At 62.1% G+C, this 24,179-nt stretch carries 19 protein-coding genes; 9 read left to right on the forward strand and 10 right to left on the reverse strand.

Annotated features, from left to right (window positions below; genetic code table 11):
• Nucleotides 1-43: 43 nt before the first annotated feature.
• From atpD to MRY75_RS03605, 5 genes are all read right to left on the reverse strand, one after another.
• Nucleotides 44-1,468: a F0F1 ATP synthase subunit beta gene (atpD, locus tag MRY75_RS03585; protein WP_292305777.1), complete on the reverse strand. Its 1,425-nt coding sequence runs from the start codon at nucleotides 1,466-1,468 to the stop codon at nucleotides 44-46.
• A gap of 16 nt (nucleotides 1,469-1,484) precedes the next feature.
• The gene (locus MRY75_RS03590) at nucleotides 1,485-2,366 is read right to left on the reverse strand and encodes a F0F1 ATP synthase subunit gamma (protein ID WP_292305778.1); all 882 of its coding nucleotides are present in this window, start codon (nucleotides 2,364-2,366) and stop codon (nucleotides 1,485-1,487) included.
• A 12-nt stretch (nucleotides 2,367-2,378) separates the two neighbouring features.
• Nucleotides 2,379-3,917, reverse strand: a complete 1,539-nt coding sequence (atpA, locus tag MRY75_RS03595; protein ID WP_292305779.1) for a F0F1 ATP synthase subunit alpha — start codon at nucleotides 3,915-3,917, stop codon at nucleotides 2,379-2,381.
• Nucleotides 3,918-4,484, reverse strand: a complete 567-nt coding sequence (locus MRY75_RS03600; protein ID WP_292305780.1) for a F0F1 ATP synthase subunit delta — start codon at nucleotides 4,482-4,484, stop codon at nucleotides 3,918-3,920.
• Nucleotides 4,485-4,820: 336 nt separating this feature from the next.
• Nucleotides 4,821-5,609 (reverse strand): class I SAM-dependent methyltransferase, encoded by a 789-nt coding sequence (locus tag MRY75_RS03605; RefSeq protein WP_292305781.1) that lies wholly within the window; start codon nucleotides 5,607-5,609, stop codon nucleotides 4,821-4,823.
• 62 nt (nucleotides 5,610-5,671) lie between these two features.
• On the opposite strand from MRY75_RS03605, the gene gloB reads away from it, so the two are divergent.
• The 3 genes from gloB (at nucleotide 5,672) to MRY75_RS03620 (ending at nucleotide 9,871) form a co-directional block, all read left to right on the forward strand.
• The gene (gloB, locus tag MRY75_RS03610) at nucleotides 5,672-6,439 is read left to right on the forward strand and encodes a hydroxyacylglutathione hydrolase (protein ID WP_292305782.1); all 768 of its coding nucleotides are present in this window, start codon (nucleotides 5,672-5,674) and stop codon (nucleotides 6,437-6,439) included.
• Nucleotides 6,440-6,596: 157 nt separating this feature from the next.
• Nucleotides 6,597-8,921: an ATP-dependent Clp protease ATP-binding subunit ClpA gene (clpA, locus tag MRY75_RS03615; RefSeq protein ID WP_292305783.1), complete on the forward strand. Its 2,325-nt coding sequence runs from the start codon at nucleotides 6,597-6,599 to the stop codon at nucleotides 8,919-8,921.
• On the forward strand, nucleotides 8,918-9,871 hold the full coding sequence (locus MRY75_RS03620; protein ID WP_292305784.1) for a M23 family metallopeptidase: 954 nt from the start codon (nucleotides 8,918-8,920) through the stop codon (nucleotides 9,869-9,871). Before clpA ends, MRY75_RS03620 begins: the two co-directional genes overlap by 4 nt.
• 3 nt (nucleotides 9,872-9,874) lie before the next feature.
• On the opposite strand, the gene MRY75_RS03625 is transcribed toward MRY75_RS03620, so the two are convergent.
• From MRY75_RS03625 to MRY75_RS03635, 3 genes are all read right to left on the reverse strand, one after another.
• Nucleotides 9,875-12,139 carry a peptidoglycan -binding protein gene (locus MRY75_RS03625; RefSeq protein WP_292305785.1) on the reverse strand — a complete coding sequence of 755 codons (2,265 nt, stop codon included), beginning with the start codon at nucleotides 12,137-12,139 and terminating at the stop codon, nucleotides 9,875-9,877.
• Nucleotides 12,140-12,142: 3 nt separating this feature from the next.
• Entirely contained in the window at nucleotides 12,143-13,333 is a 1,191-nt protein-coding gene (locus tag MRY75_RS03630; protein ID WP_292305786.1) for a biopolymer transporter ExbB, read from the reverse strand.
• A gap of 72 nt (nucleotides 13,334-13,405) precedes the next feature.
• Complete coding sequence (locus MRY75_RS03635) at nucleotides 13,406-13,936, reverse strand: gamma-glutamylcyclotransferase (RefSeq protein WP_292305787.1); 531 nt, start codon at nucleotides 13,934-13,936, stop codon at nucleotides 13,406-13,408.
• Nucleotides 13,937-14,001: 65 nt separating this feature from the next.
• Between MRY75_RS03635 and MRY75_RS03640 the strand changes: the two genes are divergently transcribed.
• The 4 genes from MRY75_RS03640 (at nucleotide 14,002) to MRY75_RS03655 (ending at nucleotide 19,584) form a co-directional block, all read left to right on the forward strand.
• Nucleotides 14,002-14,967, forward strand: coding sequence for a DUF2125 domain-containing protein (locus MRY75_RS03640; protein ID WP_292305788.1), 966 nt, complete (start codon nucleotides 14,002-14,004; stop codon nucleotides 14,965-14,967).
• A gap of 54 nt (nucleotides 14,968-15,021) precedes the next feature.
• Nucleotides 15,022-16,296: an acetylornithine deacetylase/succinyl-diaminopimelate desuccinylase family protein gene (locus tag MRY75_RS03645; protein ID WP_292305789.1), complete on the forward strand. Its 1,275-nt coding sequence runs from the start codon at nucleotides 15,022-15,024 to the stop codon at nucleotides 16,294-16,296.
• Between the two features lie 139 nt (nucleotides 16,297-16,435).
• A complete protein-coding gene (locus tag MRY75_RS03650; protein ID WP_292305790.1) occupies nucleotides 16,436-17,911 on the forward strand; it encodes an ABC transporter substrate-binding protein in 1,476 nt (491 codons plus the stop codon).
• Between the two features lie 203 nt (nucleotides 17,912-18,114).
• Nucleotides 18,115-19,584 carry a PLP-dependent aminotransferase family protein gene (locus MRY75_RS03655; protein WP_292305791.1) on the forward strand — a complete coding sequence of 490 codons (1,470 nt, stop codon included), beginning with the start codon at nucleotides 18,115-18,117 and terminating at the stop codon, nucleotides 19,582-19,584.
• Here MRY75_RS03655 and MRY75_RS03660 read toward each other — a convergent pair.
• The gene (locus MRY75_RS03660; protein WP_292305792.1) at nucleotides 19,577-20,617 is read right to left on the reverse strand and encodes an FAD-dependent oxidoreductase; all 1,041 of its coding nucleotides are present in this window, start codon (nucleotides 20,615-20,617) and stop codon (nucleotides 19,577-19,579) included. The genes MRY75_RS03655 and MRY75_RS03660 overlap by 8 nt on opposite strands.
• 47 nt (nucleotides 20,618-20,664) lie before the next feature.
• Here MRY75_RS03660 and mnmD point away from each other — a divergent pair, with 47 nt between their 5' ends.
• Nucleotides 20,665-21,339, forward strand: coding sequence for a tRNA (5-methylaminomethyl-2-thiouridine)(34)-methyltransferase MnmD (mnmD, locus tag MRY75_RS03665; protein ID WP_292305793.1), 675 nt, complete (start codon nucleotides 20,665-20,667; stop codon nucleotides 21,337-21,339).
• 1 nt (nucleotide 21,340) lies between these two features.
• On the forward strand, nucleotides 21,341-22,207 hold the full coding sequence (locus MRY75_RS03670; protein WP_292305794.1) for a DMT family transporter: 867 nt from the start codon (nucleotides 21,341-21,343) through the stop codon (nucleotides 22,205-22,207).
• Here MRY75_RS03670 and MRY75_RS03675 read toward each other — a convergent pair.
• Entirely contained in the window at nucleotides 22,172-24,136 is a 1,965-nt protein-coding gene (locus MRY75_RS03675) for a lytic transglycosylase domain-containing protein (RefSeq protein WP_292305795.1), read from the reverse strand. The two genes, MRY75_RS03670 and MRY75_RS03675, sit on opposite strands and share 36 nt — an antisense overlap.
• Nucleotides 24,137-24,179 lie beyond the last annotated feature (43 nt).

The following is a 24,179-nucleotide window of genomic DNA, read 5'->3' on the forward strand; positions in this document are numbered from 1 at the left end:
GCACCCTCGCGAGAAAGCCCGCGAGGGCTGATGAGCGCCCGGATTATGCCGCGTCGGCAGCCATCTTTTCGGCTTTGGCTTTCACTTCCTCGATGCCGCCAACCATGTAGAAGGCACCTTCGGGGAGGTGGTCATATTCGCCAGCCACAACCGCCTTGAACGAAGCAATCGTGTCTTCGAGCGGGACCTGAACACCGTCGGATCCGGTGAAGACCTTCGCCACGTCGAACGGCTGCGACAGGAAGCGCTGTATCTTGCGGGCACGGGCAACGGTCATCTTGTCCTCTTCGGACAGTTCGTCCATGCCGAGGATCGCGATGATGTCTTGAAGCGACTTGTAGCGCTGCAGGATACCCTGAACGTCACGGGCAACCTGGTAGTGCTCTTCGCCCACGATCTGCGGATCCATCAGACGCGAGTTCGAGTCGAGCGGGTCCACCGCAGGATAGATGCCAAGCTCGGAAATTGCACGCGACAGAACGGTGGTGGCGTCGAGGTGTGCGAAGGTCGTTGCAGGCGCCGGGTCGGTCAAGTCGTCCGCAGGCACGTAGACGGCCTGGATCGAGGTGATCGAGCCAGCCTTGGTCGAGGTGATGCGTTCCTGCATCGCGCCCATGTCGGTGGCCAGTGTCGGCTGGTAGCCCACAGCAGACGGGATACGACCCAAGAGAGCGGACACCTCGGAACCGGCTTGCGTGAAGCGGAAGATGTTGTCCACGAAGAACAGAACGTCGGTACCGGACTGGTCACGGAACTGTTCGGCCAGTGTCAGACCGGTCAGGGCCACACGGGCACGCGCACCCGGAGGCTCGTTCATCTGACCGTACACAAGGGCCACCTGGCTTTCCTTGAGGTTGTCGGGCTTGATCACGTTGGATTCGATCATTTCGTGGTAGAGGTCGTTGCCCTCACGGGTCCGTTCACCCACACCCGCGAACACCGAGTACCCCGAGTGCACTTTCGCGATGTTGTTGATCAGTTCCATGATGAGAACGGTCTTGCCCACGCCGGCACCGCCGAAGAGACCGATCTTACCGCCCTTGGAGTAGGGTGCGAGAAGGTCGATCACCTTGATGCCGGTGACGAGGATTTCGGACTCGGTCGACTGTTCCGAGAACTCGGGCGCAGGGGCGTGGATCGGACGGAACTCTTCCGCCTCGACCGGACCACCTTCGTCCACCGGCTCGCCGACGACGTTCAGAATGCGGCCGAGCGTTGCGGCACCCACCGGAACCGAAATCGGGCCATCGGTGTCGACAACTTCCTGACCGCGAACGAGGCCTTCGGTTGCGTCCATCGCGATGGTGCGCACGGTGTTTTCGCCAAGGTGCTGGGCCACTTCGAGAACGAGCTTCTTGCCGTTGTTGTCCGTGGTCAGCGAGTTCAAAATAGCCGGCAGGTGGTCGTCGAACTGAACGTCCACGACGGCGCCGATCACCTGCGTGATTTTGCCTTTTGCGTTTGCCATGTTTCGTCTCCGGTTCTTAGAGCGCCTCGGCGCCCGAGATAATTTCGATCAGTTCGTTGGTAATCACGGCCTGACGCGAACGGTTGTATTCGATGGTGAGCTTTTCGATCATTTCGCCCGCGTTGCGCGTTGCGTTGTCCATCGCGCTCATCCGGGCGCCTTGTTCGGACGCACCGTTTTCAAGCAGCGCCGCAAAGATCTGCGTGGCCACTCCGCGCGGCAGAAGATCAGCGAGGATCGCCTCTTCGTCCGGCTCATAATCGTAAAGCGTTGTGGCTTCAGCCGACCCTTCCTCGGGCGCATCGAATGCCGCCGGGATGACCTGCTGGGCCGTGGGGACCTGGCTTACGACGTTGACGAACTTCGAATAGAAGATCGTTGCGACGTCGAATTCGCCCGCATCAAAGCGGCCAAGAATATCCTTGGCGATGCCCTGTGCATCCGCGTAACCGATCCGCTTCACATCGCTCAGGTCGATGTGACCAACGGACAGGTTGCCGAAGTCCCGCTTCATCGCGTCACGGCCTTTTTTGCCGACGGTCAAAATCTTGACCGTCTTGCCTTTGGCCTTGAGCTCGGTCGCCTTCTGCTTGGCCAGCTTCGCGATGTTCGCATTGAACCCACCGCACAGACCACGCTCCGCCGTCATGACGACGAGCAGATGCACGTCGTCCTTGCCGGTGCCGCTCAGCAGCTTCGGCGCGCTGTCGCTGTCACCGACGCTGGCTGCAAGTGCACCCATCACGGCATTGAACCGCTCGGTGTAGGGACGCGCCATCTCGGCCGCATCCTGTGCCCGCCGCAGTTTTGCGGCGGCCACCATTTGCATGGCCTTGGTGATCTTGCGGGTCGATTTGACCGACGCGATCCGGTTTTTCAAATCCTTGAGATTTGGCATTGCCTCGTCTCCTTACGAGAAGTCGGCGGCGTATTCGTCAATCGCGGCCTTGAGCTTGTCGGCGGCGTCACCCTTGATCTTGGGATCGTCGTTGGTGATCCACTCGAGGATGTCCTGACGCTTGCCACGCATGTGACCCAGCAGACCGGCTTCGAAATCCTTGACGCGATCCAGCGGGATCTTGTCGAGATAGCCGTTGGTGCCTGCGAAGATGACGCAGACGATTTCCGCGTTGGTCAGCGGCGAATACTGCGGCTGCTTCATCAGTTCGGTCAGACGCGCACCCCGGTTCAGCAACTGCTGGGTCGAGGCGTCGAGGTCGGAGCCAAACTGGGCGAAGGCAGCCATCTCGCGGTACTGAGCGAGCGACAGTTTCACCGGACCGGCAACCGAGGACATCGCGCTTGTCTGAGCGGACGAACCCACACGAGACACCGAAAGACCGGTGTTCACGGCCGGGCGGATACCCTGGTAGAAGAGTTCGGTTTCAAGGAAGATCTGACCGTCGGTGATCGAGATCACGTTGGTCGGAATAAACGCCGACACGTCGCCACCCTGGGTTTCGATGATCGGCAGAGCCGTCAGCGACCCGGAGCCATTGTCTTCGTTCAGCTTGGCCGAACGCTCGAGCAGGCGCGAGTGGAGGTAGAACACGTCACCCGGATACGCTTCGCGGCCCGGCGGACGACGCAGAAGCAGGGACATCTGGCGGTAGGCCACGGCCTGCTTGGACAGGTCATCGTAGATGATCAGCGCGTGACGGCCGTTGTCACGGAAGTGCTCGGCCATCGAAGTTGCAGCGTACGGTGCGAGGAACTGCATCGGCGCGGGGTCCGACGCGGTTGCGGCCACGACGATTGAGTATTCGATTGCGCCGCTCTCTTCGAGCTTTTTCACCAGCTGCGCCACGGTGGAGCGCTTCTGACCGACAGCAACGTAGACGCAGTAGAGCTTCTTGCTCTCGTCGTCGCCAGCGGCGTCGTTATAGGATTTCTGGTTCAGGATGGCGTCCAGAGCCACGGCGGTCTTGCCGGTCTGACGGTCACCGATGATGAGCTCGCGCTGGCCACGGCCAATCGGGATCATCGAGTCAACGGCCTTGAGGCCGGTTGCCATCGGCTCGTGCACGGATTTACGCGGAATGATGCCCGGTGCCTTCACGTCCGCGATGGAGCGGTTGGCGGTCTTGATCGGACCTTTGCCGTCGATCGGGTTGCCCAGACCGTCAACAACGCGGCCCAGCAGCTCGTCGCCCACCGGAACGTCCACGATGGCGTTGGTGCGCTTGACGGTGTCGCCTTCTTTGATGTCGCGGTCCGACCCGAAGATAACGATACCGACGTTGTCGGCTTCAAGGTTCAGAGCCATGCCGCGAATTCCACCCGGGAATTCGACCATCTCACCGGCCTGAATGTTGTCGAGGCCGTAAACGCGCGCAATACCGTCACCAACGGACAGGACGCGGCCCACCTCGGTGACTTCGGCGTCCTGCCCGAAGTTCTTGATCTGCTCCTTCAGGATCGCAGAAATCTCGGCTGCTTGGATACCCATTTATCCGACCTCTTTCATAGCATTTTGCAGGGAGTTGAGCTTGGAGCGGATCGACGTGTCGATCATCTTCGAGCCCACTTTAACGACAAGACCGCCGATGAGGGATTCATCAACGGTCGCATTGATCTTAACATCTTTGCCAACTTTGGCCTTGAGCGTGCTGGCAAGCTCTTTCGATTGAGCGGCGGTCAGTTTGACGGCGGACACGACGTCGGCTGTCACTTCGCCTTTTTCTTCCGCGATCTGATCGCGCAGACGGTTGATCATCTGCGGCAGAACAAAGAGGCGACGCTTGGACGCCATCAGGGCCAGCACATTCTGCATGGTCTTGGTCAGACCCATTTTCGCAGCCACCGCCGAGATCGCGTTCGATTGCGCCTCGCGGGTATAGACAGGCGAATGGATCAGATCGGCCAATTCCGGGCTGCTGGCAAGCGCGGCCGACAGATCGTCGAGATTCGCTTCGAGCTTGTCGAGCTCTTTACCCTCTTTGGCGAGGTCGAAGACCGCCGTGGCATAGCGATCCGCGATGCCCGAGGAAATGGATGCTGATTCAGACACGTCCACCCTTCCGCTATTCTGCCTCCGATCCCCCGAATTACCGGTGGTCAGAGGCGTTTTCAGTTTGGCAAATGCCGCATGGCATAGAAATCAGCGCGGATGTAGCAGAGGCTTCCTCAGCCCGCAACACGGTATGGTGATTTTGAAATCAGCCACATTCACCATGTTAACAAAGGGTTAAGTGCAAGTGCGACCTATTGCGCGCAAGAAAGTTGCATCTTTTCCGAGCGGATTGGTCATGAATGGCGATTCCTGCCCGCGCACAACGCCATGTTCTGCATGTCCGAGGCTGTTTGGAATGGCACCCCTCTTGCACAAAAACGAGGCAGACTGTGAATGACGTCAGGATTTCCCATGCTCCAACACCGTGCTCTTGCCCTGCACCCGCGCCCGCGCCGGCTTGGCCGATGGCGTCGGAACGAGATTGCCAAGCGGGTTGAGCACACGGCTCTGCGCTTTCGTGCCCCGGGGTGTCGGGTTCGTCTTGGTGACTTCGACCATCAGCACGCCGCCAGCGATCAAGGCGGACACGCTGCGCCCCATCTTTTCCCAGAAGCGGCCGGTCTTCATCCAGAAGCGCCGCGTGGACGGGGGTTGATAGAGCACCGCAGTATGGCGCTGGGGCGCGAAATTGTGGTCCTTGAGTTGTGCCTCGAGTTGGCCCATCGAATAGGGACGGCCATACCCGAAGGGCGTGGCATCCGAACGTGCCCAGAGACCGGATCGGTTCGGCACGATGAAAAGCGCCTTCCCTCCCGGCCCAAGCACGCGCCAGCATTCTTCGAGCAAGGCCGAGGGCCGCTCCGAGGTTTCCAGCCCATGCATCACGATCAACTTGTCGAACCGCCCGTTTTCGATCGGCCAGAGCGTTTCCTCGCACAGCACGGAAACGTTGGGCATCCCCGCAGGCCAGGGCATGACCCCCTGCTGTGCCGGCATAAGCCCGATCACCCTGCGGGCATCGGCCAGGTAGGGACGGAGCAACGGTACGGCGAACCCGAACCCGCCGACCGATTGCATCTTTGCTTCGGGCCAGAAGGCGGTGACCTGATCGCGAACGACACGCTGCGCAACCCGTCCCAACGCGCTGCGGTAGTAGAAGCCGTGCAGCCGATGAACGTCGAGATGCATTTGGGCCTCCACTTGATTTGGCCTAGGTTAAACCGAATGTAACCTCCACGGAAAGAAACGCCATGCCTCTTGAACTCGTCACCTTGCCCGCGCTGTCAGACAATTACACGTATTTGCTGCATGACAGCGACAGCGGCGACACGGCCTGCATCGACGTGCCTGAGGCGAAACCGATCCTTGATGAGTTGTCCCTGCGCGGGTGGCGGCTGACCGAGATCTGGCTGACGCATCACCATCATGACCATATCGGCGGCGTCGATGATCTTCTGGCCGTGCACGATGCCAAGATCACCGGCGCCAAGGCCGACCGGCACCGCCTCCCGCCGCTGAACCGGGAAGTGGAAGATGGCGACCGTTTCGAATTCGGGGGCGAGGCGATCGATGTGCTCGACGTCTCGGGGCACACCCTGGGCCATGTCGCGTTCGTCGCCAAAGGCTCGGGCTATGCGTTCACGGCCGACAGCCTGATGGCGCTGGGATGTGGTCGCCTGTTCGAAGGCACGGCTGCGCAGATGTGGGACAGCCTGCAAAAACTGGCCGCACTGGCCCCTGACACCCTGATTTGCTCGGGACATGAATACACGCAGGCCAATGCACGCTTTGCCGTCACAATCGACCCCGACAATCCGGACTTGAAAGCACGGGTGGACCGCATAAGTTCATTGAGGGATAACAATGAACCGACGGTTCCCAGCACACTTTCCGACGAAGCGGCGACAAACCCCTTCCTGCGCGCCGCTGACCCCGCGATTCAAGCGCATCTGGACATGCTGGGCGCAGAGCCCGTTGACGTATTTGCCGAAATTCGCGCCCGTAAGGATCGCTTCTGAGGCAATTTCACAAGAACGTGCGCGCAATCGCACCAGAGTACCCTGTCAAGACGAAGAAAAAACTTGAAGGTTTGTAGGTAACGACCACAGTTTAATACCAAGATGACAGTTGTGCCGTAGCGTGCGTCACGACACCCAAAAGAAGGAGCACTCAATCGTGCCTTCATTTTCGAATACCCTTGAGCAGGCAATCCACTCGGCATTGGCTCTGGCCAATTCGAGATCGCATGAGTTCGCAACGCTGGAGCACTTGTTGCTGGCGCTGATCGACGAACCCGACGCAGTCCGCGTGATGAAAGCGTGTTCGGTCGACACCGAAGAGCTGCGAACGACGCTTGTCGATTACATTGACGACGATCTGTCGAACCTCGTCACCGATATCGAAGGGTCCGAAGCGGTCCCGACCGCCGCATTCCAGCGCGTCATTCAGCGCGCGGCGATCCATGTCCAAAGCTCGGGCCGCAGCGAAGTGACCGGAGCGAACGTTCTGGTCGCAATCTTTGCCGAACGCGAAAGCAATGCCGCCTACTTCCTGCAGGATCAGGACATGACCCGTTACGACGCGGTGAACTTCATCGCACATGGCGTGGCCAAGAACCCGGCCTATGGCGAAAGCCGCCCCGTGACGGGGGCTGCGGAAAACGAAGAGGAAACACAGTCTTCCGAACCGCAAGGCGAACAGAAGGAATCGGCGCTGTCCAAGTACTGCGTGGACCTGAATGCAAAGTCGCGCGAAGGCGACATCGACCCGCTGATCGGCCGGGATTCCGAGGTGGAGCGCTGCATCCAGGTGCTGTGCCGCCGCCGCAAGAACAACCCGCTTCTGGTGGGTGATCCGGGCGTGGGCAAGACGGCCATCGCGGAAGGTCTGGCGCGCAAGATCGTTGCGGGCGAAACGCCCGAGGTTCTGTCGAAGACGACCATCTACTCGCTCGACATGGGCGCGCTTCTCGCCGGCACCCGGTATCGCGGTGATTTCGAAGAGCGTCTGAAAGCGGTCGTGAACGAACTCGAGGAACATCCCGACGCGGTGCTCTTCATCGACGAGATTCACACGGTGATCGGCGCCGGCGCGACCTCTGGTGGCGCGATGGATGCCTCCAACCTGCTCAAGCCCGCGCTGCAGGGTGGCAAACTGCGTACGATGGGGTCGACCACCTACAAGGAATTCCGTCAGCACTTCGAAAAGGACCGCGCGCTGAGCCGCCGGTTCCAGAAGATCGACGTGAACGAGCCGTCGGTGGAAGATACGATCAAGATCCTCAAGGGCCTCAAGCCCTATTTCGAGGAGCATCACAACGTCAAATACACCGCCGACGCGATCAAGACGGCCGTGGAATTGTCGGCGCGGTACATCAATGACCGCAAGTTGCCCGACAAAGCCATCGACGTAATCGACGAAGCGGGCGCGGCGCAGCATCTGGTCGCGGAATCCAAGCGGCGCAAGTCGCTGGGCGCCAAGGAGATTGAGGCAGTCGTGGCCAAGATCGCGCGCATTCCGCCAAAGAACGTGTCGAAGGACGATGCAGAGGTGCTCAAGGATCTCGAAAGCTCGCTCAAGCGCGTTGTCTTTGGTCAGGACGCCGCCATCGAGGCATTGTCGTCGGCGATCAAGCTGGCCCGTGCCGGGTTGCGGGAACCGGAGAAGCCCATCGGCAACTACCTCTTCGCGGGTCCGACCGGTGTCGGCAAGACCGAGGTTGCCAAGCAACTGGCGGATACGCTGGGTGTGGAACTGCTGCGCTTCGACATGTCGGAATACATGGAGAAACACGCCGTCAGCCGTCTGATCGGTGCGCCTCCGGGATATGTCGGTTTCGACCAGGGCGGTCAGCTCACCGATGGCGTGGATCAGCATCCGCATTGCGTGCTGCTGCTTGACGAGATCGAAAAGGCGCACCCGGATGTCTACAACATCCTGTTGCAGGTGATGGACCACGGATCACTGACCGATCACAATGGACGCACCGTCAGCTTCCGCAATGTGATCCTGATCATGACCTCCAACGCCGGAGCAGCGGAACAGGCGAAAGCCGCCATCGGCTTTGGTCGTGACCGCCGCGAGGGCGAGGATACCGCCGCGATCGAACGCACGTTCACGCCGGAATTCCGCAACCGTCTGGATGCCGTGATCTCGTTCTCGCCGCTGCCGAAGTCGGTGATCCTGCAAGTCGTCGAGAAGTTCGTGCTGCAGCTCGAGGCGCAGTTGATGGATCGCAACGTGACCATCGAGCTGACCAAGCCTGCCGCCGAATGGCTGGCCGACAAAGGCTACGACGACAAGATGGGTGCACGTCCCTTGGGCCGTGTGATCCAGGAAGAGATCAAGAAACCGCTGGCCGAGGAACTGCTCTTCGGCAAGCTGGCCAAAGGCGGTGTGGTGCGCGTGTCCATCAAGGACGGCAACCTGTTGCTGGAAACCTTCGGGCCGGACAATCCGCGCCTGTCCAGCAAGAAACCCCCGCTTCTGACGGCGGAGTGATCCGCGGTCTGATCGCCATAGTCTTTGCGTCCGCCACAGCTGCTGTGGCGGACGTTTCCTTTTTGGGGATGCCGCTTGATTGCGTTCTGGGCGAAACCTGCGTGATCGAGGATTACCCGGATGTGGATCCAACCGACGCCACTTCGGATTACCGATGCGGTCTGAAAACCCGGGATGGGCACAGCGGCACGGATTTCGCCCTGCTCAGCTTTGAACAGATGGATGCGGGCGTTCGTGTGATTGCCGCAGCCGATGGCCGGGTCGAGGCCATCCGCAACACGCGCCCCGATCAACCCTATGTTCCGGGGACCGACCTGAACGGGCAGGAATGCGGCAACGCGGTTCGCATCAATCGCGGCAACGGCTATCAATCGGTCTACTGCCACATGAAGCTGGGGTCCGTGCGCGTCACGCCCGGCCAACGCGTGGTCAAAGGCCAGTTGTTGGGTGAGGTTGGGCTGAGCGGTCTGACGAATTACCCGCATCTGCACCTGACGATCACCCAGGGCGCTGACATCATTGACCCCTTCGCGCCGGGCAAAACCAATGCCTGCGCCGAGACCCGAAACACGTTATGGCTGGAGCCTCCTCGATATGTAGATGCCGGCCTTTTCACCGTTGGTGTCTCGAACGCGGTGCCGGATCTCGCACAGGTCCAATCGGGGGCAGCCCGCCGGACCACGCTGTCACCAATGGATGCGATGGTCCTTTATGCTCACGCATTTCACGGTGACGCCCACGATCGGATCGACTTTACGATGATTGGGCCGGACGGTGAGGTCTTCACCCACTCGGCCTACCTGGAAGACGATCAGGCGCAACTCATGCGCGCCTATGGCAAACGCGCGCCGGATGCTGGCTGGGTCAAGGGTGCCTATCGAGGTTATGTGCAGTTGGTGCGCGGCAGGACCATTCTTGCTGTCCGGCATGCCGACGTCATCGTTGAATAGCGCCTATTGCTCGGTCAGCTTCAACTCGATCCGCCGGTTCTGCGCCCGCGCTTCTGGCGTGTCTGCTGTATTGACCGGCTGATACTCTCCGAACCCGTTGGCCGACAGACGGCGCGGCGGGATGCCCAGATCGTCGATCATGTACCGCACCACAGACAAGGCGCGCGCCTGTGACAATTCCCAGTTGTCCGCGAAAGGCCCCTGACCGGACAAGGGTACGTTGTCGGTATGTCCGTCCACGCGGATGATCCAGTTGATGCCCTCGGGAATATCCTGCGAAACATCCCGCAGGATCGCAGCAACATTGGCAACTTGTGCCCGGCCTTCCGGCGACAGCGACGCCTGTGCGGAAGGGAACAGCACTTCGGATGAAAAGACAAAGCGGTCGCCTTCGATCCGGACGCCGTCGCGGTTGCCCAGAACCTCGCGCAGTCGGCCAAAGAATTCAGACCGATATTGCTCCAGATCCTGATTTTCCCCCGCGAGGCGTTGTTTCTCTGCCTCAAGCCTCTGCCGCTCTTCCTCGAGCCGAATACGCTCTGCCTCTTCCAGTTGGCGCCGCCGCCGTTCTTCTGCGGCCACCCGCGCCAATGCTGTGTTGAGCTCGCTGCCAAGGCTCTCAAGCTGGATCTGCGCTTCCATGTCCCGCGCCTGGGCTTCGTCCAGAAGCGCCTGCAACGACGACAATTGCCGCCGCAGCGCGCCCACCTGTTGATTGAGCAATTCGGTCTGCCGTTGTGCCTCGGTTGCCCGCTGGGTTTCCGCGTTCAGACGGTCTCGCGCCTGCTCCAGCAGGAGTTGGCGTTGGTCCGCTTCGCTCAACCGGTCCTCGAGCGCGGTCTCGGCCGCAACCTGCGCGGCCAGCGCGGCCGCCAGCTGGTTGCGCGTTTCCTCAAGCGTTGCTTCGGCGGACGTCTGTTGCGCCAGAGCGGCGGCCAGCCGTTGTTCCAGCGTCTGTTCGCTTTCGGTGCGCGCAGCGGCTTGCGCCTGCGCCTCTGCCAAGGCCTGCCGAAGCGCCTCGATCGTCGCCTGCTGTTCAGCGGTTGTGTCTTCCGAACCACTCAGATCCGCAGCAAGTGCCGTATTCTCTGCGCGCAGCTGTTCCAGACGCGCTTCGAGCGCATTGGCTTCGGACACGCGGATCAAGGCCTGCGACAGCCGCGCCTCAAGCGAGGAAAGCGTTGTTCGATCGACCTGAGCGTCGGCGATCTCCTGTTCCAAAGCGGCAATCCGGGTCGCCTGGGCTGCCAGTTGCGCCCGCAGGCTGGCCTCGGTCTCGCTGCCTTGCGCGACAGCGGCATCCAATTGCGCCTGAAGCGTCGCAAGCTTCTCGTCGCTCTCGGCCAAAGCGGCATCCAGCCGTGCCTGCAAGCTCTCTGCTGTTTCACGGCCTTCCAGAAGCGCTGCCGCAAGGCGCGCATTGAGGTCCTCTTCGGCATCCCGCGCGGCTGCAAGCATGGTCAATGTCTCTTCGGCCCGCGCCCGCTGCTCCTCGAGCGCCATGGTCATGGCCGTCAGTTCGGCATCCGCATCTTCCAACCGCGCGCGCAGAGCTTCGGCCGCAGCAGCCTCGGCCAGTTTGGCCGCTTCCTCGTCGCTCAGCGCATTTTCCAGATCCGCCACCTGAGCCGTCAAGGCACCGACCTGTTCGGTCGTCGCCGCATTCTCTGCCCTCAGATCCGCCACCAACGCCTCAAGCGCCTCGCGGCGGGCCGCTGCCAGCCGCGCCGCCTCGACCTGTTCGTCGATCTCGCTGCGGGCTGTGGCCAGGGCAAGGTTCAGGGCTTCCTGCTCTGACAAGAGCTGATCGCGGGTTTGCGTAAGATCGGCCACCTGATCCCGGGCCGAATCCCGTTCGGACAAAAGCCCCGCCACCTGTTCCTCGAACGACGCGATCCGGGCATCCGCCGCATCAAGGGCCGCTGCCTGCCGGTCCCGTGTGGCGGACAGGGACGCGATGATCGCCTCCTGTTCCGTCAATCGCGCCTGCGTGTCGTCCAATGTGGCGTTCAACGCGCCAAGCTGGTTGGTCAGCGACGTCGTCCGTTGCCGTTCCACGCCCAGGGCCCGGGCCAGCTCGGCAATTTCGGAGGACAGGGAGTTCAGCTCGTTTTCCTGCCCGGTGATGGTGTCGCGCAGAACCGCCTGCACCACCATGAAAATGGTCAGCACAAACATCAGCACGAGCAACAAGCCCGTCATAGCGTCCACGAACCCAGGCCAGATCGAGGCCTGGAACCGGGCGCCGGTGCGACGGGACAAGGCCATGGATCAGCCCTCGCCTTTGTCGGCCTTGCGCCCAGACGTCCGCGCCATGCGGTCCAGTGCACGGGCAATGGCGTTCAGATCGGTGCGAAGCTCTGCCATGGTTTCCTGACGCCCGGCAGCCACTTCTTCGAGGATGCGCAACATCTGCACGTCGATCGACCGCAACCGCATCCGGCTTTCCGCATCAAGCCCCTCGTTGTCCGACTTGTGCGACAGAACATCGATCAAGCGTTCCTGCGTATCGGCAATCCGGGCGAAGGCCGTCGCGCTGGGGGCTGTCGCCTCCATCCGTTCGGTCATGCGTTCGATCGTGTCGCTCAGCTGACCCAGCCGGTATTCGACTTCGGAGCGGCCTTCCTCGGACCGGGCGAACAAGAGCTGCATCGCCTCCATCTGCTCCACCATCTGGTCGAGGATGACCCCCGCTGTACCCATGTCGCCTGCTCCGTCACCATCGCCGCTGGAAAAGCCCAGCTTGGTGATCGAGCTCAGCCACTCCTCAAGCTCGCGGTAAAACCGGTTCTGGCCATGCCCGGCAAAAAGTTCGAGCAGACCAACCACAAGAGAGCCCGCAAGACCCAGCAATGACGACGCGAACGCGACGCCCATACCCGACAATTGGCTGTCGAGCCCATTCATGAGGCGGGCAAATACCTCGACCCCGCTCTCGCCATCCTCCGGAGCCAGTCCGCGAATGGTATCCACCAGCGCCGGCACCGTGGTCGCAAGACCATAGAACGTGCCCAACAGGCCCAGAAAGATCAGCAGGTTGACGATATAGCGCGTGATCTCGCGCGCTTCGTCGATGCGGGTGGCCACGGAATCGAGGATCGACCGGGTCGACGTCGTGTTGATCTGCATGCGCTTTCCGCGCGAACGCAGCAAAGTCGCCAAGGGCGCCAGCAGCAGGGGCGCCTTGCCCTGGAATCCCCGTTCACGCTCTCGGGCAAATTGCTCCAGCCAGCGTACCGACTGGATCAATTGCCAGACCTGCCAGAAACAGGCCAGCACCCCGATCACGAAAACAAAGGCAATGAACCCGTTCAGATAGGGATTGGATTCGAACACGGGCAAGACCCGTGGCAAGGCGAGGAAACCGCCAAACCCCGTGAGCCCCAACACAAGGAGCATCATGAGCACCTGTCGGACAGGCTGGGAAAACTGCGGCTCGGCCTCGATGTCCGGCTGATCCATTCGGACAGTTCCTGACGATTTTCTTGTTCTGCGGGGCCAACTCTAGGCGGTTCGCCGCCAATCGCCAAGCTGTTAAGCGATCAACTCCCGCACCCGAGCACACAGCCAGTCGAGTTCTGCATCCGGAATGCCCAGTTCAGCCAGATGAGAGGCCGTGTTGAACAGGTATTCGCTGTTCGGCCCCCGCCCGCCGACCGCCCGCGCGATGATCTGCGCCTGCTCTTCAAGGGCCAGTGCACCGCAATACTGGACGTGATCCGGGTCGATTACATAGGTCACGGCCAAAACCTCGCGACCGTCTGCGCAGGTCAGCGGCAGGATTTTCTCGAGATACGCCGAAGACACCAGCTCGCGTTCCCGCAGATAGGCCATCGTGGCGTCGTACTCGGCCTCGTGCATCTTCATCGCCAGACCTTCGCACGCGCTTGCAGGATGCGCGTCAAGCGCCAGCACCAGTCCCGGGTCCTCTTCGGTTCCGCGATGGTGGATCGATCGCATGCAAAAGCTGCGTGCATACCCGTTTAGTCGGGCATGCACCGTTTCGACCGGTGTGAAACCCGGATTCCACAAAAGCGATCCGTAGCCGAAAACCCAAAGCGTCATGATGCTGGTCCTGCCTTTCCGGGCGCGGTAAACACCAAACGCGGCACGGGGAAAAGGGGGTGCGGGTGAAACGTCTACTTGGCGCGATCATTGTGGCCACGTTGGCCTATAGTGGCTGGTGGGTCTATGCTTCGAATGCCCTGCGCACCGATGTGGCCGACTGGTTCGAGCAACAGCAGGCAGCGGGCCTTGAGGCGCGCTATGCCGATCTCACGGTGCGCGGCTTTCCCAACCGGACCGACCTAACACTTACCGCACCGGTGCTGCGCGCGCCCGAAAACGGGTTCGGATGGCAGGCGCCGTTCCTGCAAGTCTTTGGCCTGACGTATAAACAGGGCCATGTCATCGTCGCCTGGCCAGACAGCCAGACCGTCACAACGCCGCAAGGCGAAATTGCGCTTTCATCGGATGGACTGCGCGCGAGCGTCATTCACGACGACGGAACGCTCATCCGCACCAACCTCGAAGCCACCGTCCTCAATCTCGAAGGTCCGGATCAGAGTCTCGCGTTGGCAGACGTGAACGCGGCGGTGCACCGGATCGAGCCGAGCCCCGACACGTATCGCGTGGCGCTGTCGTTGGGCAGCATCGCCACCCGCACCCCGGGGATCGGCCCCGACTCCATGGCCAGCCTGCGCGCCGAGATGGATCTTGCGCTCGACCGCGCTCTGACCTTTGACCTTTTCGAAAGCAGCACGCCGCAACCCACACGGATCACCCTCCATCGCTCTGAACTCAGCTATGGCGGCGTGACGTTCAAACTGACGGGCGACGCCGAACTCGATGCGCAGGGGCGCGCCAGCGGCGAAGTCCACGTCAGCGCCGAGAATTGGCGCGATGCGATTGCCGCCGCTCAGGCGTCTGGCGACCTGCCGCCGGGTCTTGGCGATGGGTTGATCGACCTTCTCGGGATGCTCGCCACGTTTGGTGGTTCACGCGATGCGTTGGATGTGACCCTCGGGCTCGACAAAGGCGGGGTGCTTCTCGGACCGTTGCCCATCGGGGCGGTGCCACCTCTGGTATGGCGCTGAGCCTTGCCAAGGCCACGTCACCCCGCGACACTGGCGCGAACAGCGAGGTGACAGATGACAGACGGGCTTTTCCAAAGGATTGATGATCGGCGCGATGATCTGATTGCGCTGACGCAAGAGCTGATCCGCATTCCCACGCTGAACCCGCCCGGCGAAAACTATGCGGCCATTTGCGATCTCCTGGATGTCCGCCTGTCCCGCGCCGGGTTTGAAACCACCTGGGTTCGGGCTGAAGGCGCCCCCGGCGATAGCGACCGGTATCCCCGGTGGAACCTGATCGCGCGCCACAACGGCATCCGACCGGGCGACTGCGTGCACTTCAATTCCCATACCGACGTGGTTGAGGTCGGCCACGGATGGACCCGCGACCCCTTTGGCGGTGATGTCGGGGAGGACCGGATCTACGGCCGAGGTGCCTGTGACATGAAGGGGGGGCTGGCGGCCTCGATCATTGCAGCAGAGGCCTTTATCGCCGAACATCCTGATTACGCGGGTGCCATCGAGATCAGCGGGACGGCCGACGAGGAATCCGGCGGGTATGGCGGTGTCGCTTACCTGGCCGAGCAGGGCTGGTTCGACCCCAAACGCGTGCAGCATGTCATCATTCCCGAACCCCTGAACAAGGATCGCATCTGCCTTGGCCATCGGGGCGGCTGGTGGGCCGAGATCGAAACCAAGGGTGAGATTGCCCATGGCTCGATGCCCTTCCTCGGAGATTGCGCAGTGCGCCACATGGGTGCTGTGTTGCAAGCATTCGAAGAGACGCTCTATCCGGCGATGGCCGCGCGTTGGACCGATATGCCCGTTGTTCCCGAAGGCGCGCGCCAGTCCACCATGAACATCAACTCGATCCATGGCGGCCAGCCCGAACAGGCCAGCGACTATACCGGCTTGCCCGCCCATTGCGTGCCCGACAGCTGCCGTATCGTGATCGACCGCCGCTTTCTGATGGAAGAACCCATTGATGCGGTCCGGCAGGAGGTGATCGACCTGCTTGATGACCTGAAGGCACGGCGCGCGAATTTCGACTACGAGATTCGCGAGATCAACCGGGTCATCCCGTCGATGACGGACAAGGCCGCGCCCATCGTCACCACCGTTCATGACGCGATCCGATCGGTTCTGGGCCAGGACCCGACCTATGTCGCCTCGCCCGGCAGTTACGATCAGAAACACATCGACCGGATCGGTAAGTTGAAGAACTGTATCGCCTATGGCCCGGGCGTTCTGGAACTGGCACATAAACCGGACGAATGGGTCGGAATCACCGACATGCTGGACAGCGCCAAGGTCATGGGACGCGCACTTGAAACCCTGCTGATCCCCTGAGTGCCACGGCCCGTCCAAGGCAGATGCGCTGTTCTCTGATGGCTGGGCTGCCGAGGCCAATTTCCGGGCAGCGCCACAGCATGTGCTTGATTGCAGGACGGTTTGCCGTGAAACTGCGCGCAATCACAGGAGGGACACCATGATCAACCACTTCCTTCGGGGCGCCGCTGCCGCCGCGCTGCTGTCATTCCCTGCGATGGCGCAGCAAACCGACCTCACCATCGCACTTCAGCTCGAACCACCTCATCTCGATCCCACCAGCGCTGCCGCCGGGGCCATCGATTCGGTTCTCTATTCCAATGTGTTCGAAGGGCTGACCCGCTTCATGTCCGATGGGTCGGTCGTGGCCGGCCTTGCCGAAAGCTGGGAGATCAGCGCCGATGGGACGACATACACATTCAAACTTCGCGACGGCGTGACCTTCCACGACGGCACCACGATGGATGCCGAGGACGTGAAGTTCACACTTGACCGCGCCCGCGCCGAAGACAGCGCAAATGCGCAGAAGGCGCTCTTTGCCGGTATTTCCGAAGTCACCGTGATCGACCCCGCGACAGTCGAAGTCACCCTGTCGGCCCCGGACGGCAATTTCCTGTTCAACATGGCCTGGGGGGATGCCGTGATCGTTGCCCCCGAAAGCATCGACGGCATCAAGCAGACCCCTATCGGCACCGGCCCCTTCAAGTTCGACACCTGGGTGCAGGGCGACCGGATCGAGATCAGCCGATATCCCGACTACTGGGGCAACACCCCGGCACTCGAGGCGGCGACCTTCAAGTTCATCTCGGACCCGACCGCCGCCTTTGCCGCGATGATGGCCCAGGACATCGACGCCTTCGCCGGCTTCCCGGCACCGGAGAACCTGCCACAATTCGAAGCCGATCCGCGCTTCCAGGTCCTTGTCGGCTCGACCGAAGGCGAAACGATCCTTGCGATGAACAACAAGTTGCCGCCGCTTGACGATGTTCGCGTCCGTGAGGCGATTTCCCATGCCATCGACCGGCAAGCCATCATCGACGGGGCGATGTTCGGCCTTGGCACACCGATCGGAACGCATTTCGCGCCGCACAATCCCGATTATGTCGATCTGACCGGGACGTCGGCTCACGACCCCGAGCGCGCCAAGGCGCTCCTTGCCGAGGCAGGGCTTGCTGACGGTTTCACCACCACACTCAAGCTGCCGCCGCCGTCCTATGCCCGGCGCGGCGGCGAGATCATCGCAGCGCAGCTGAGCGCAGTGGGAATCGAGACCGAGATCACCAATCTCGAATGGGCGCAATGGCTCGAGGAAGTGTTCCGCGGCAAGGATTTCGGCCTCACCATCGTCAGCCATACCGAACCGTTCGATATCGGTATCTATGCGCGCCCGGATTATTACTTCCAGTATGACAACCCGGCGTTTCAGGAACTGATGACAACTTTGGGCGCGACCAGCGATCCGGCGAAAAGATCGGAGCTGCTCGCGCAGGCCCAGACCATGATCGCGGACGACTACGTCAACGGGTATCTGTTCCAGCTGGCATTCCCGACGGTTGCAGATGCCCGGATCAAGGGTCTTTGGCAGAACGCGCCCACTCAGGCAACCGACCTCACCGGTGTGAGCTGGACGGAGTAATCCTCAACACCATGCGGCAGGGCAGGCAGCGTGCCGTCGCCACCCTGCCGCATTAACGCGATTGAAACGGACGGTTGCCAGAATCTTCGTACGAAGATTCTGGGCGCGCCCCATAAAATTCTTGGGCAAGGTGCGGTTCGTGGCCGACGCGCTCATGGTAAGACCAGATTGCCAACAGGATAAGTCCAATCTAGACTTCCGGAATGGCAATCCCGGTCGAAAACTTCTTTCTCAAACCTGACACCAAAGGCACGCTGCAAGCCCGCATCCAACAGATGGTGGCCGAAGGGATCCTGTCGGGTCGGTTCCGACGCGGCGAGAAGCTGCCATCCAGCCGAAAGCTCGCACAACATCTCGCTGTCAGCCGCATCACCGTGACGCTCGCCTATACCGAACTCCTTGCCAACGATTACCTGACCTCGAAAGGGCGATCCGGATACTATGTGTCCAACGAGGCGCCCGTACCGCCGCATTTCGCGGATACGGCCCGGCGGGACGACGCGATCGACTGGTCGCGCGCGCTCGGGCAGAAATTCACCGGAACGGCGACCCTCGTGAAGCCGCAGGATTGGGCGCAGTATCGCTATCCGTTTCTCTATGGCCAGACGGACCCGCAACTCTTCGATCATGCCAACTGGCGGCTCTGCGCATTACAGGCTCTTGGCGCTCGGGACTTCGCGGCGCTGACCCGCGACTACTATGATCAGGATGACCCGCAGCTTGTCGAATTCATTCTCCGCCACACGCTGCCACGTCGCGGAATCACGGCCAGCCCGGATCAGGTGCTCATCACCATGGGGGCCCAGAACGCGCTCTGGATGACCTCGCAGGTCCTTCTGACCCAGCGGCGCCATGCAGTGATCGAGAACCCCTGCTATCCGGCGCTGCGCGGGGTGCTGACACAGTCACGCTGTCACCTGAGCGCCGTCGATGTGGATGAAGACGGCTTACCGCCTGACCGGATCCCCGAACGGACCGACGTGATCTTCACCACGCCCAGTCATCAATGCCCCACCTCCTGCACGATGCCCTTGGCGCGCCGGCAGGCGCTGCTCGCGCGCGCTCGCGCGCTCGACGCGCTGATCGTCGAGGACGATTACGAGTTCGAGATGGCCTTTCTCAAGCCGCCCATGCCTGCGCTGAAGAGCCTCGATGAGGACGGACGCGTGATCTATGTCGGCAGCTTCTCCAAGTCGCTCTTTCCCGGACTGCGCCTTGGCTATCTTGTCGGGTCGGCCCCCTTTATCCGTGAGGCGCGCGCGTTGCGGGCCTCGATGCTGCGGCATCCGCCGGGTCTGACCCAGCGCACGACCGCCTACTTCCTCAGCCTCGGCCACTATGACAGCCTGATCCGCCGCACGGGCAAGGCCCTCAATGACCGGCGGGTGATCATGGAACATGCCATCCGCAAACACGGGCTGACCATCGCGGGCAAGGGCACACATGGCGGATCGAGCTTCTGGATGCGTGCCCCGGAGCATGTCGATTGCGAAGAGTTGGCCCACCGCCTGAGCCGCATCGGCGTTCTGATCGAACCGGGAACCGCGTTCTTTGCCGGAGACGCCCCGCCACGGAATTACTACCGGCTGGCCTACAGCTCGATTGCCCAGGCGCGGATTGACCCGGGCGTGGCCGAGATCGCCAAGGCCATCGACGCCACCCCCGTCACATAGACGCGTCGACGCGAAAACCTGCGGGGATCGCGTCACGCGAGTCGAGCACCAGATCAGCCATCACCTCTGCTACCTTGGGTGCCATACCGAATCCGATCTTGAACCCTCCATTGGCGATGAAATGCCCGTCGCGCCCCGGCCACATCCCGAGCATTGGCGCGCGTGACCGCGCCCGAGGCCGCACACCGGCCCAGCGATCCACCACCTGCGCACCCGCAAGCACCGGCATAGCGGCGATGGCGCGGGCGATCAGCTCCTCGCATTGGGCATCCAGACCATCGGGCGAGTCGAACTCCCGCTCACTGGTCGAGCCGATGGCAACCGTCCCATTTGCATGCGGGATGATGTGCAAGCCGTCGACAAATACCTGCGGCACCGGCCCGGCGTCATAGGACATAGCCGCGGATTGGCCCTTGATCCCCGCTCCGACCGGTCGTCCGAACGCTTTGGACAAATCCGACAATCCACGCCAGCCGGTTGCCCAGATCACCGCACCTCGATCCGGAGCTTCCGTGGCAACATTCACGCCCTTGGCATGCAAAGCGGCTGTCAGAGCGGCACAGGCCTGACGCGGATGCATCCGCGCGGTCAAGGTATCCCGGATCAGAAAACCCGTCGGTGAAACCGGCGCGAAGGGACCGCCTTCAGCAGCCGGGATCACCTCCCAGACCGCCTGCCCCTGCCAGAGATCGCGGGCGCCGTCGCACCGCGCCTGCGCCAACTCCAGGGCATGACCGTCCGCAATCGGCTGCAACCGCCCGGTACGGCCATATCCGGGATCGACACCGCCGACCGCCTGCACATCGGCCCAGAACGATTCAGCTATCAGCAGACTTTCAAGCTGAAACGCCTTCTTGTCGTTCCAATTCTCCGGCACATGCGGTGCCAGGGCCCCGACCAGGCCACCGCTTGATCCCGAACCGGCCCCGAACGGATCAACGACCTGCACCCGCGCGCCGCGTTGCGTCAGAATCCACGCGATGCTCAGGCCGAATATCCCCGCACCGCGCACCGTGATTTCGGGCATTGCCATTCCGGTCTCTCCTCGCCAAGGTCGCGCTGTCGCTAAGGTATGTCATCATGGAACTCCAGACGGAACCGCTCGACTGGCGCGATGGGGATGTGCCTGTCTCCCGCCGGTTCGACGATCCCTATTTTTCGCTCGACAATGGCCTGGCGGAAACGCGTTACGTGTTTCTTGCAGGCAATGACCTGCCTGCGCGGTTCAGGGACGGGTTCCGCATCGCCGAACTGGGTTTCGGCACAGGGCTGAACCTCTTGGCAACGCTCGACCTCTGGCGATCCAGCGGTCAGGCCGGCACGCTGCACTACACCAGTTTCGAAGCCTTCCCGATGCAGCCCCAAGACATGATCCGCGCACAGCAGGCGTTCCCGGACCTCGCCCCGATTGCCAAGGACCTCGCCCCGTTCTGGGCGGCAAGCGCGCGCGAAATCACCCTGCCAGACCTGCACTTCACCCTTATCGAAGGCGACGCGCGTGAAACCGTAAAAACCATGCCCCGCCCCGCCGACGCGTGGTTCCTTGACGGCTTTGCCCCCGCCAAGAACCCTGAACTCTGGGAGCCCGGGCTTCTGACCTGCGTCGCCGAAAAAACCGCGCCCACTGGCACCGCCGCCACCTACACCGCCGCCGGACACGTGCGCCGCACGCTGGATGCGGCGGGTCTTGTCACCACCCGCATCCCCGGCTTTGGCCGCAAGCGTCACATGACCATCGCCCGGAAAGCCGACTGACATGACCGAGACCAACAACCGCCTGGGCATCTGGCTCATGGTGGCGACCACTTTCGTCTTCGCCATGCAGGACGGCCTCTCGCAGCATCTGGCCAGCGAATACAACGTGCTGATGGTGGTGATGATCCGCTACTGGTTTTTCGCCGCCTTCGTGATGTTCGTTGCCAGCCGCCGCGCAGGAGGCCTGCGTGCGGCGGCAGCGACCACCCAGCCCTGGCTGCAAGGCTTCCGAGGATTGCTTCTGGCCTCCGAGATCTGCGTCATGGTGCTCGGGTTCACCTATCTCGGTCTGGTCGAGAGCCACGCGATCTTCGCCTGTTACCCCCTGCTCATCGCGGCTCTGTCTGGCCCGATCCTGGGCGAGCAGGTCGGATGGCGGCGCTGGACAGCGATTGGTGTGGGCTTCGTCGGCATCCTCATCATCCTGCAACCCGGCTTCGGCGTCTTCTCACCCCTCGCCATCATCCCGGCGATCTCTGCGCTGATGTTCGCCCTTTACGGCCTGCTCACCCGCTATGCCGCCCGCAAGGACAGCGCCGCCACCAGCTTTTTCTGGACGGGCACCGTGGGCGCGGTGTTCATGACCCTGATCGGCATCTGGTTCTGGGAACCAATGACTCCCACCGATTGGGCCATGATGGCGCTGCTCTGCATCACCGGGGCAACCGGGCATTACCTGCTGATCAAGTGCTACGACGTGGCCGAGGCCAGCGCGGTTCAACCCTTCGCCTACCTGCAACTGCCGTTCGCAGCGAGCCTTGGCATCATGGTCTTCGGAGAGGCGATCCGCCCCAATGTCGTCTTCGGGGCAAGCCTGATCGTCGGCGCGGGCCTATTCACCCTGTGGCGTCAGCGGCAGAAGGGTTGAGCCTTTCAGCTCTTCCGAAAATGGCACCGGATGCGGATCACGCCCCAGCCGGGCACGGTAGATCGGCAGGCTTTCGGTGACGCGCATCACGTAGTTGCGTGTCTCGGTAAAGGGGATGTGTTCGATCCAGTCGATGATGTCCATCTCGCCACGCCGGGGGTCACCACGCTCTTGCATCCAACGCTCCGGTCGGCTGGGACCCGCGTTGTATCCCGCGGCGATCATCACCGCATTGCCGTTGAACTGCTGCGCCAGCCGTTCGAGATAGGTCGCACCCAAGACCGCATTGTAGATCGGATCGGTCAGCAGCTTGGTCTCGGAGTATTCGATATCCAGCCACCCGGCGACCTCTTGGGCCGTGCGTGGCATCACCTGCATCAACCCACGCGCGCCAACGGGGGAAATCACACCCGGATCGAACTCGGATTCCCGGCGCGCAATCGCCAGAACAAGCTCTGTCGGAACGGGATGTTCCAGCTCGGCAACCGGGTGCAGCGCGTAATAGGGCGCGTGCACCTCGAACCCGTACTGCGCCGCGCGTTTGCCCAGCATCACCTGGATGTGCGGCAAGCCCAAATCCTCAAGCATCTGACCCATCTGTCCGATCTGTTGACGGTCGAGCGACTCCGCGAGGTGGGTCAAAAACCGCTCGGCCAACACCTTTTCTTCGGCGTCGAGCAAGAGAATCGCGGCCGTGAAGACGGACGATTGTGTGAAAGCTGCATCGCGCCAGTCGGGAAAGACTTCGTTGCCTGCAAGCATCGGGTCAGGCGGAAGACCGCCCGCCTCTGCTGCCAGCAACCCGTAAAAGGACGTCTGGTACTGCGCCCCGAAGGCATAGGCCTTGGCAGCCCCCTCGGCATCACCAGCCGCCTCCAGCGCGCGGCCCAACCAGTACCCGGCCCGCCCCAACGAGATGGGAGATTCCACTCCACCGCGCAGGTCGCGGAAATGCTGGGCCGCGCGCTTGGGTTCGCCGAGGAACCGCAGGGACAGGTAGCCAGCCAGCCATTCCAGATCGGCAAAGGATGATCCCTCGTCCAGATGATGGCTCGCTGCCACGTCATAGCCCGTCTGATACCGCTTGTCCCACATCAGGCGCCGCACAAGGTCGTCCCTTTGACGTGCCCAGAGCTCGGGCCGGCCCAAGGACTCGCCAGAGGATGAGCGGGCCAGCAGCAGCTCGACCGCGTCATCCGTCCGCCCCTTGCGCATGCGCCAGGCAAAGCGCTCGTAGGCCAGACCCGCATCCGAACCGAGGGCGGCAGGCACCGCATTGATCAACGTATCGACACCCGCCACATCCTCGCGCAATCCAAGGCGCGCTTCCGCAAGGGCCCGCCAATCCTCTCCGACCAACGGGAACATGGCTCGTGCGTTGCCGGCATTGCCCCGCCACAGCATGGCGTCCAGCCGGGACGTGTGATGTGGCCGGATCAGGTCTCCATACCCGGCGACAAACGCGCTCTGTTCATCGGCGGTCAGCGTGAGTTGCGTCCACGCGTTCAGGATCACTGCATCGGCACTCGCCCGGTCATCCGCCGTCAGAAACGCCCGTGCCAGCGAAAGGGCCCCAGCTCCGGTTTCAGGTTCGTGATCGGCATAGAATGCGCGGATTGCCTCTGCAGAGGCCGCGGCCATTGCGCCCTCGCTCTTTTCCTTGAGAAACGGGAGCCCCGGCCAATCCGGGTTGCGCGCCAGAAAATCCTGCACCTCCCGCGCAGAGCCGAGTCCCGCGCGCAGGTAATGCCACAGGATCACATCCAGCGCCGCCTGCCCGTCACCCCGCGCCTCGATCTGCGCTGCGGCCCAGTTGCCTTCGCGCATCAGGTCCATCGCCCGCTCCAACGGACGCGTCCCCTGCTGGGCCAGAACGCTCAGGGGAAAGGACAGCAGAAGCACCGTCAGGATCGCGATACGCCGAAACATGGCTTGCATTTTCTCCGATGAAACAGGATAGACGGCACGCTAA

Source organism: Marivita sp., from assembly GCF_022763305.1.
Lineage (GTDB): Bacteria > Pseudomonadota > Alphaproteobacteria > Rhodobacterales > Rhodobacteraceae > Marivita.

Excerpts from the sequence above, each read along its gene's own strand:
- atpD (WP_292305777.1), bottom strand. The coding sequence starts at position 1,468 with ATGGCAAACGCAAAAGGCAAAATCACGCAGGTGATCGGCGCCGTCGTG.
- MRY75_RS03590 (WP_292305778.1), bottom strand. The coding sequence starts at position 2,366 with ATGCCAAATCTCAAGGATTTGAAAAACCGGATCGCGTCGGTCAAATCG.
- atpA (WP_292305779.1), bottom strand. The coding sequence starts at position 3,917 with ATGGGTATCCAAGCAGCCGAGATTTCTGCGATCCTGAAGGAGCAGATC.
- MRY75_RS03605 (WP_292305781.1), bottom strand. The coding sequence starts at position 5,609 with ATGCATCTCGACGTTCATCGGCTGCACGGCTTCTACTACCGCAGCGCG.
- gloB (WP_292305782.1), top strand. The coding sequence starts at position 5,672 with ATGCCTCTTGAACTCGTCACCTTGCCCGCGCTGTCAGACAATTACACG.
- MRY75_RS03625 (WP_292305785.1), bottom strand. The coding sequence starts at position 12,139 with ATGGCCTTGTCCCGTCGCACCGGCGCCCGGTTCCAGGCCTCGATCTGG.
- MRY75_RS03630 (WP_292305786.1), bottom strand. The coding sequence starts at position 13,333 with ATGGATCAGCCGGACATCGAGGCCGAGCCGCAGTTTTCCCAGCCTGTC.
- MRY75_RS03635 (WP_292305787.1), bottom strand. The coding sequence starts at position 13,936 with ATGACGCTTTGGGTTTTCGGCTACGGATCGCTTTTGTGGAATCCGGGT.
- MRY75_RS03645 (WP_292305789.1), top strand. The coding sequence starts at position 15,022 with ATGACAGACGGGCTTTTCCAAAGGATTGATGATCGGCGCGATGATCTG.
- MRY75_RS03650 (WP_292305790.1), top strand. The coding sequence starts at position 16,436 with ATGATCAACCACTTCCTTCGGGGCGCCGCTGCCGCCGCGCTGCTGTCA.
- MRY75_RS03655 (WP_292305791.1), top strand. The coding sequence starts at position 18,115 with ATGGCAATCCCGGTCGAAAACTTCTTTCTCAAACCTGACACCAAAGGC.
- MRY75_RS03660 (WP_292305792.1), bottom strand. The coding sequence starts at position 20,617 with ATGGCAATGCCCGAAATCACGGTGCGCGGTGCGGGGATATTCGGCCTG.
- mnmD (WP_292305793.1), top strand. The coding sequence starts at position 20,665 with ATGGAACTCCAGACGGAACCGCTCGACTGGCGCGATGGGGATGTGCCT.
- MRY75_RS03670 (WP_292305794.1), top strand. The coding sequence starts at position 21,341 with ATGACCGAGACCAACAACCGCCTGGGCATCTGGCTCATGGTGGCGACC.
- MRY75_RS03675 (WP_292305795.1), bottom strand. The coding sequence starts at position 24,136 with ATGTTTCGGCGTATCGCGATCCTGACGGTGCTTCTGCTGTCCTTTCCC.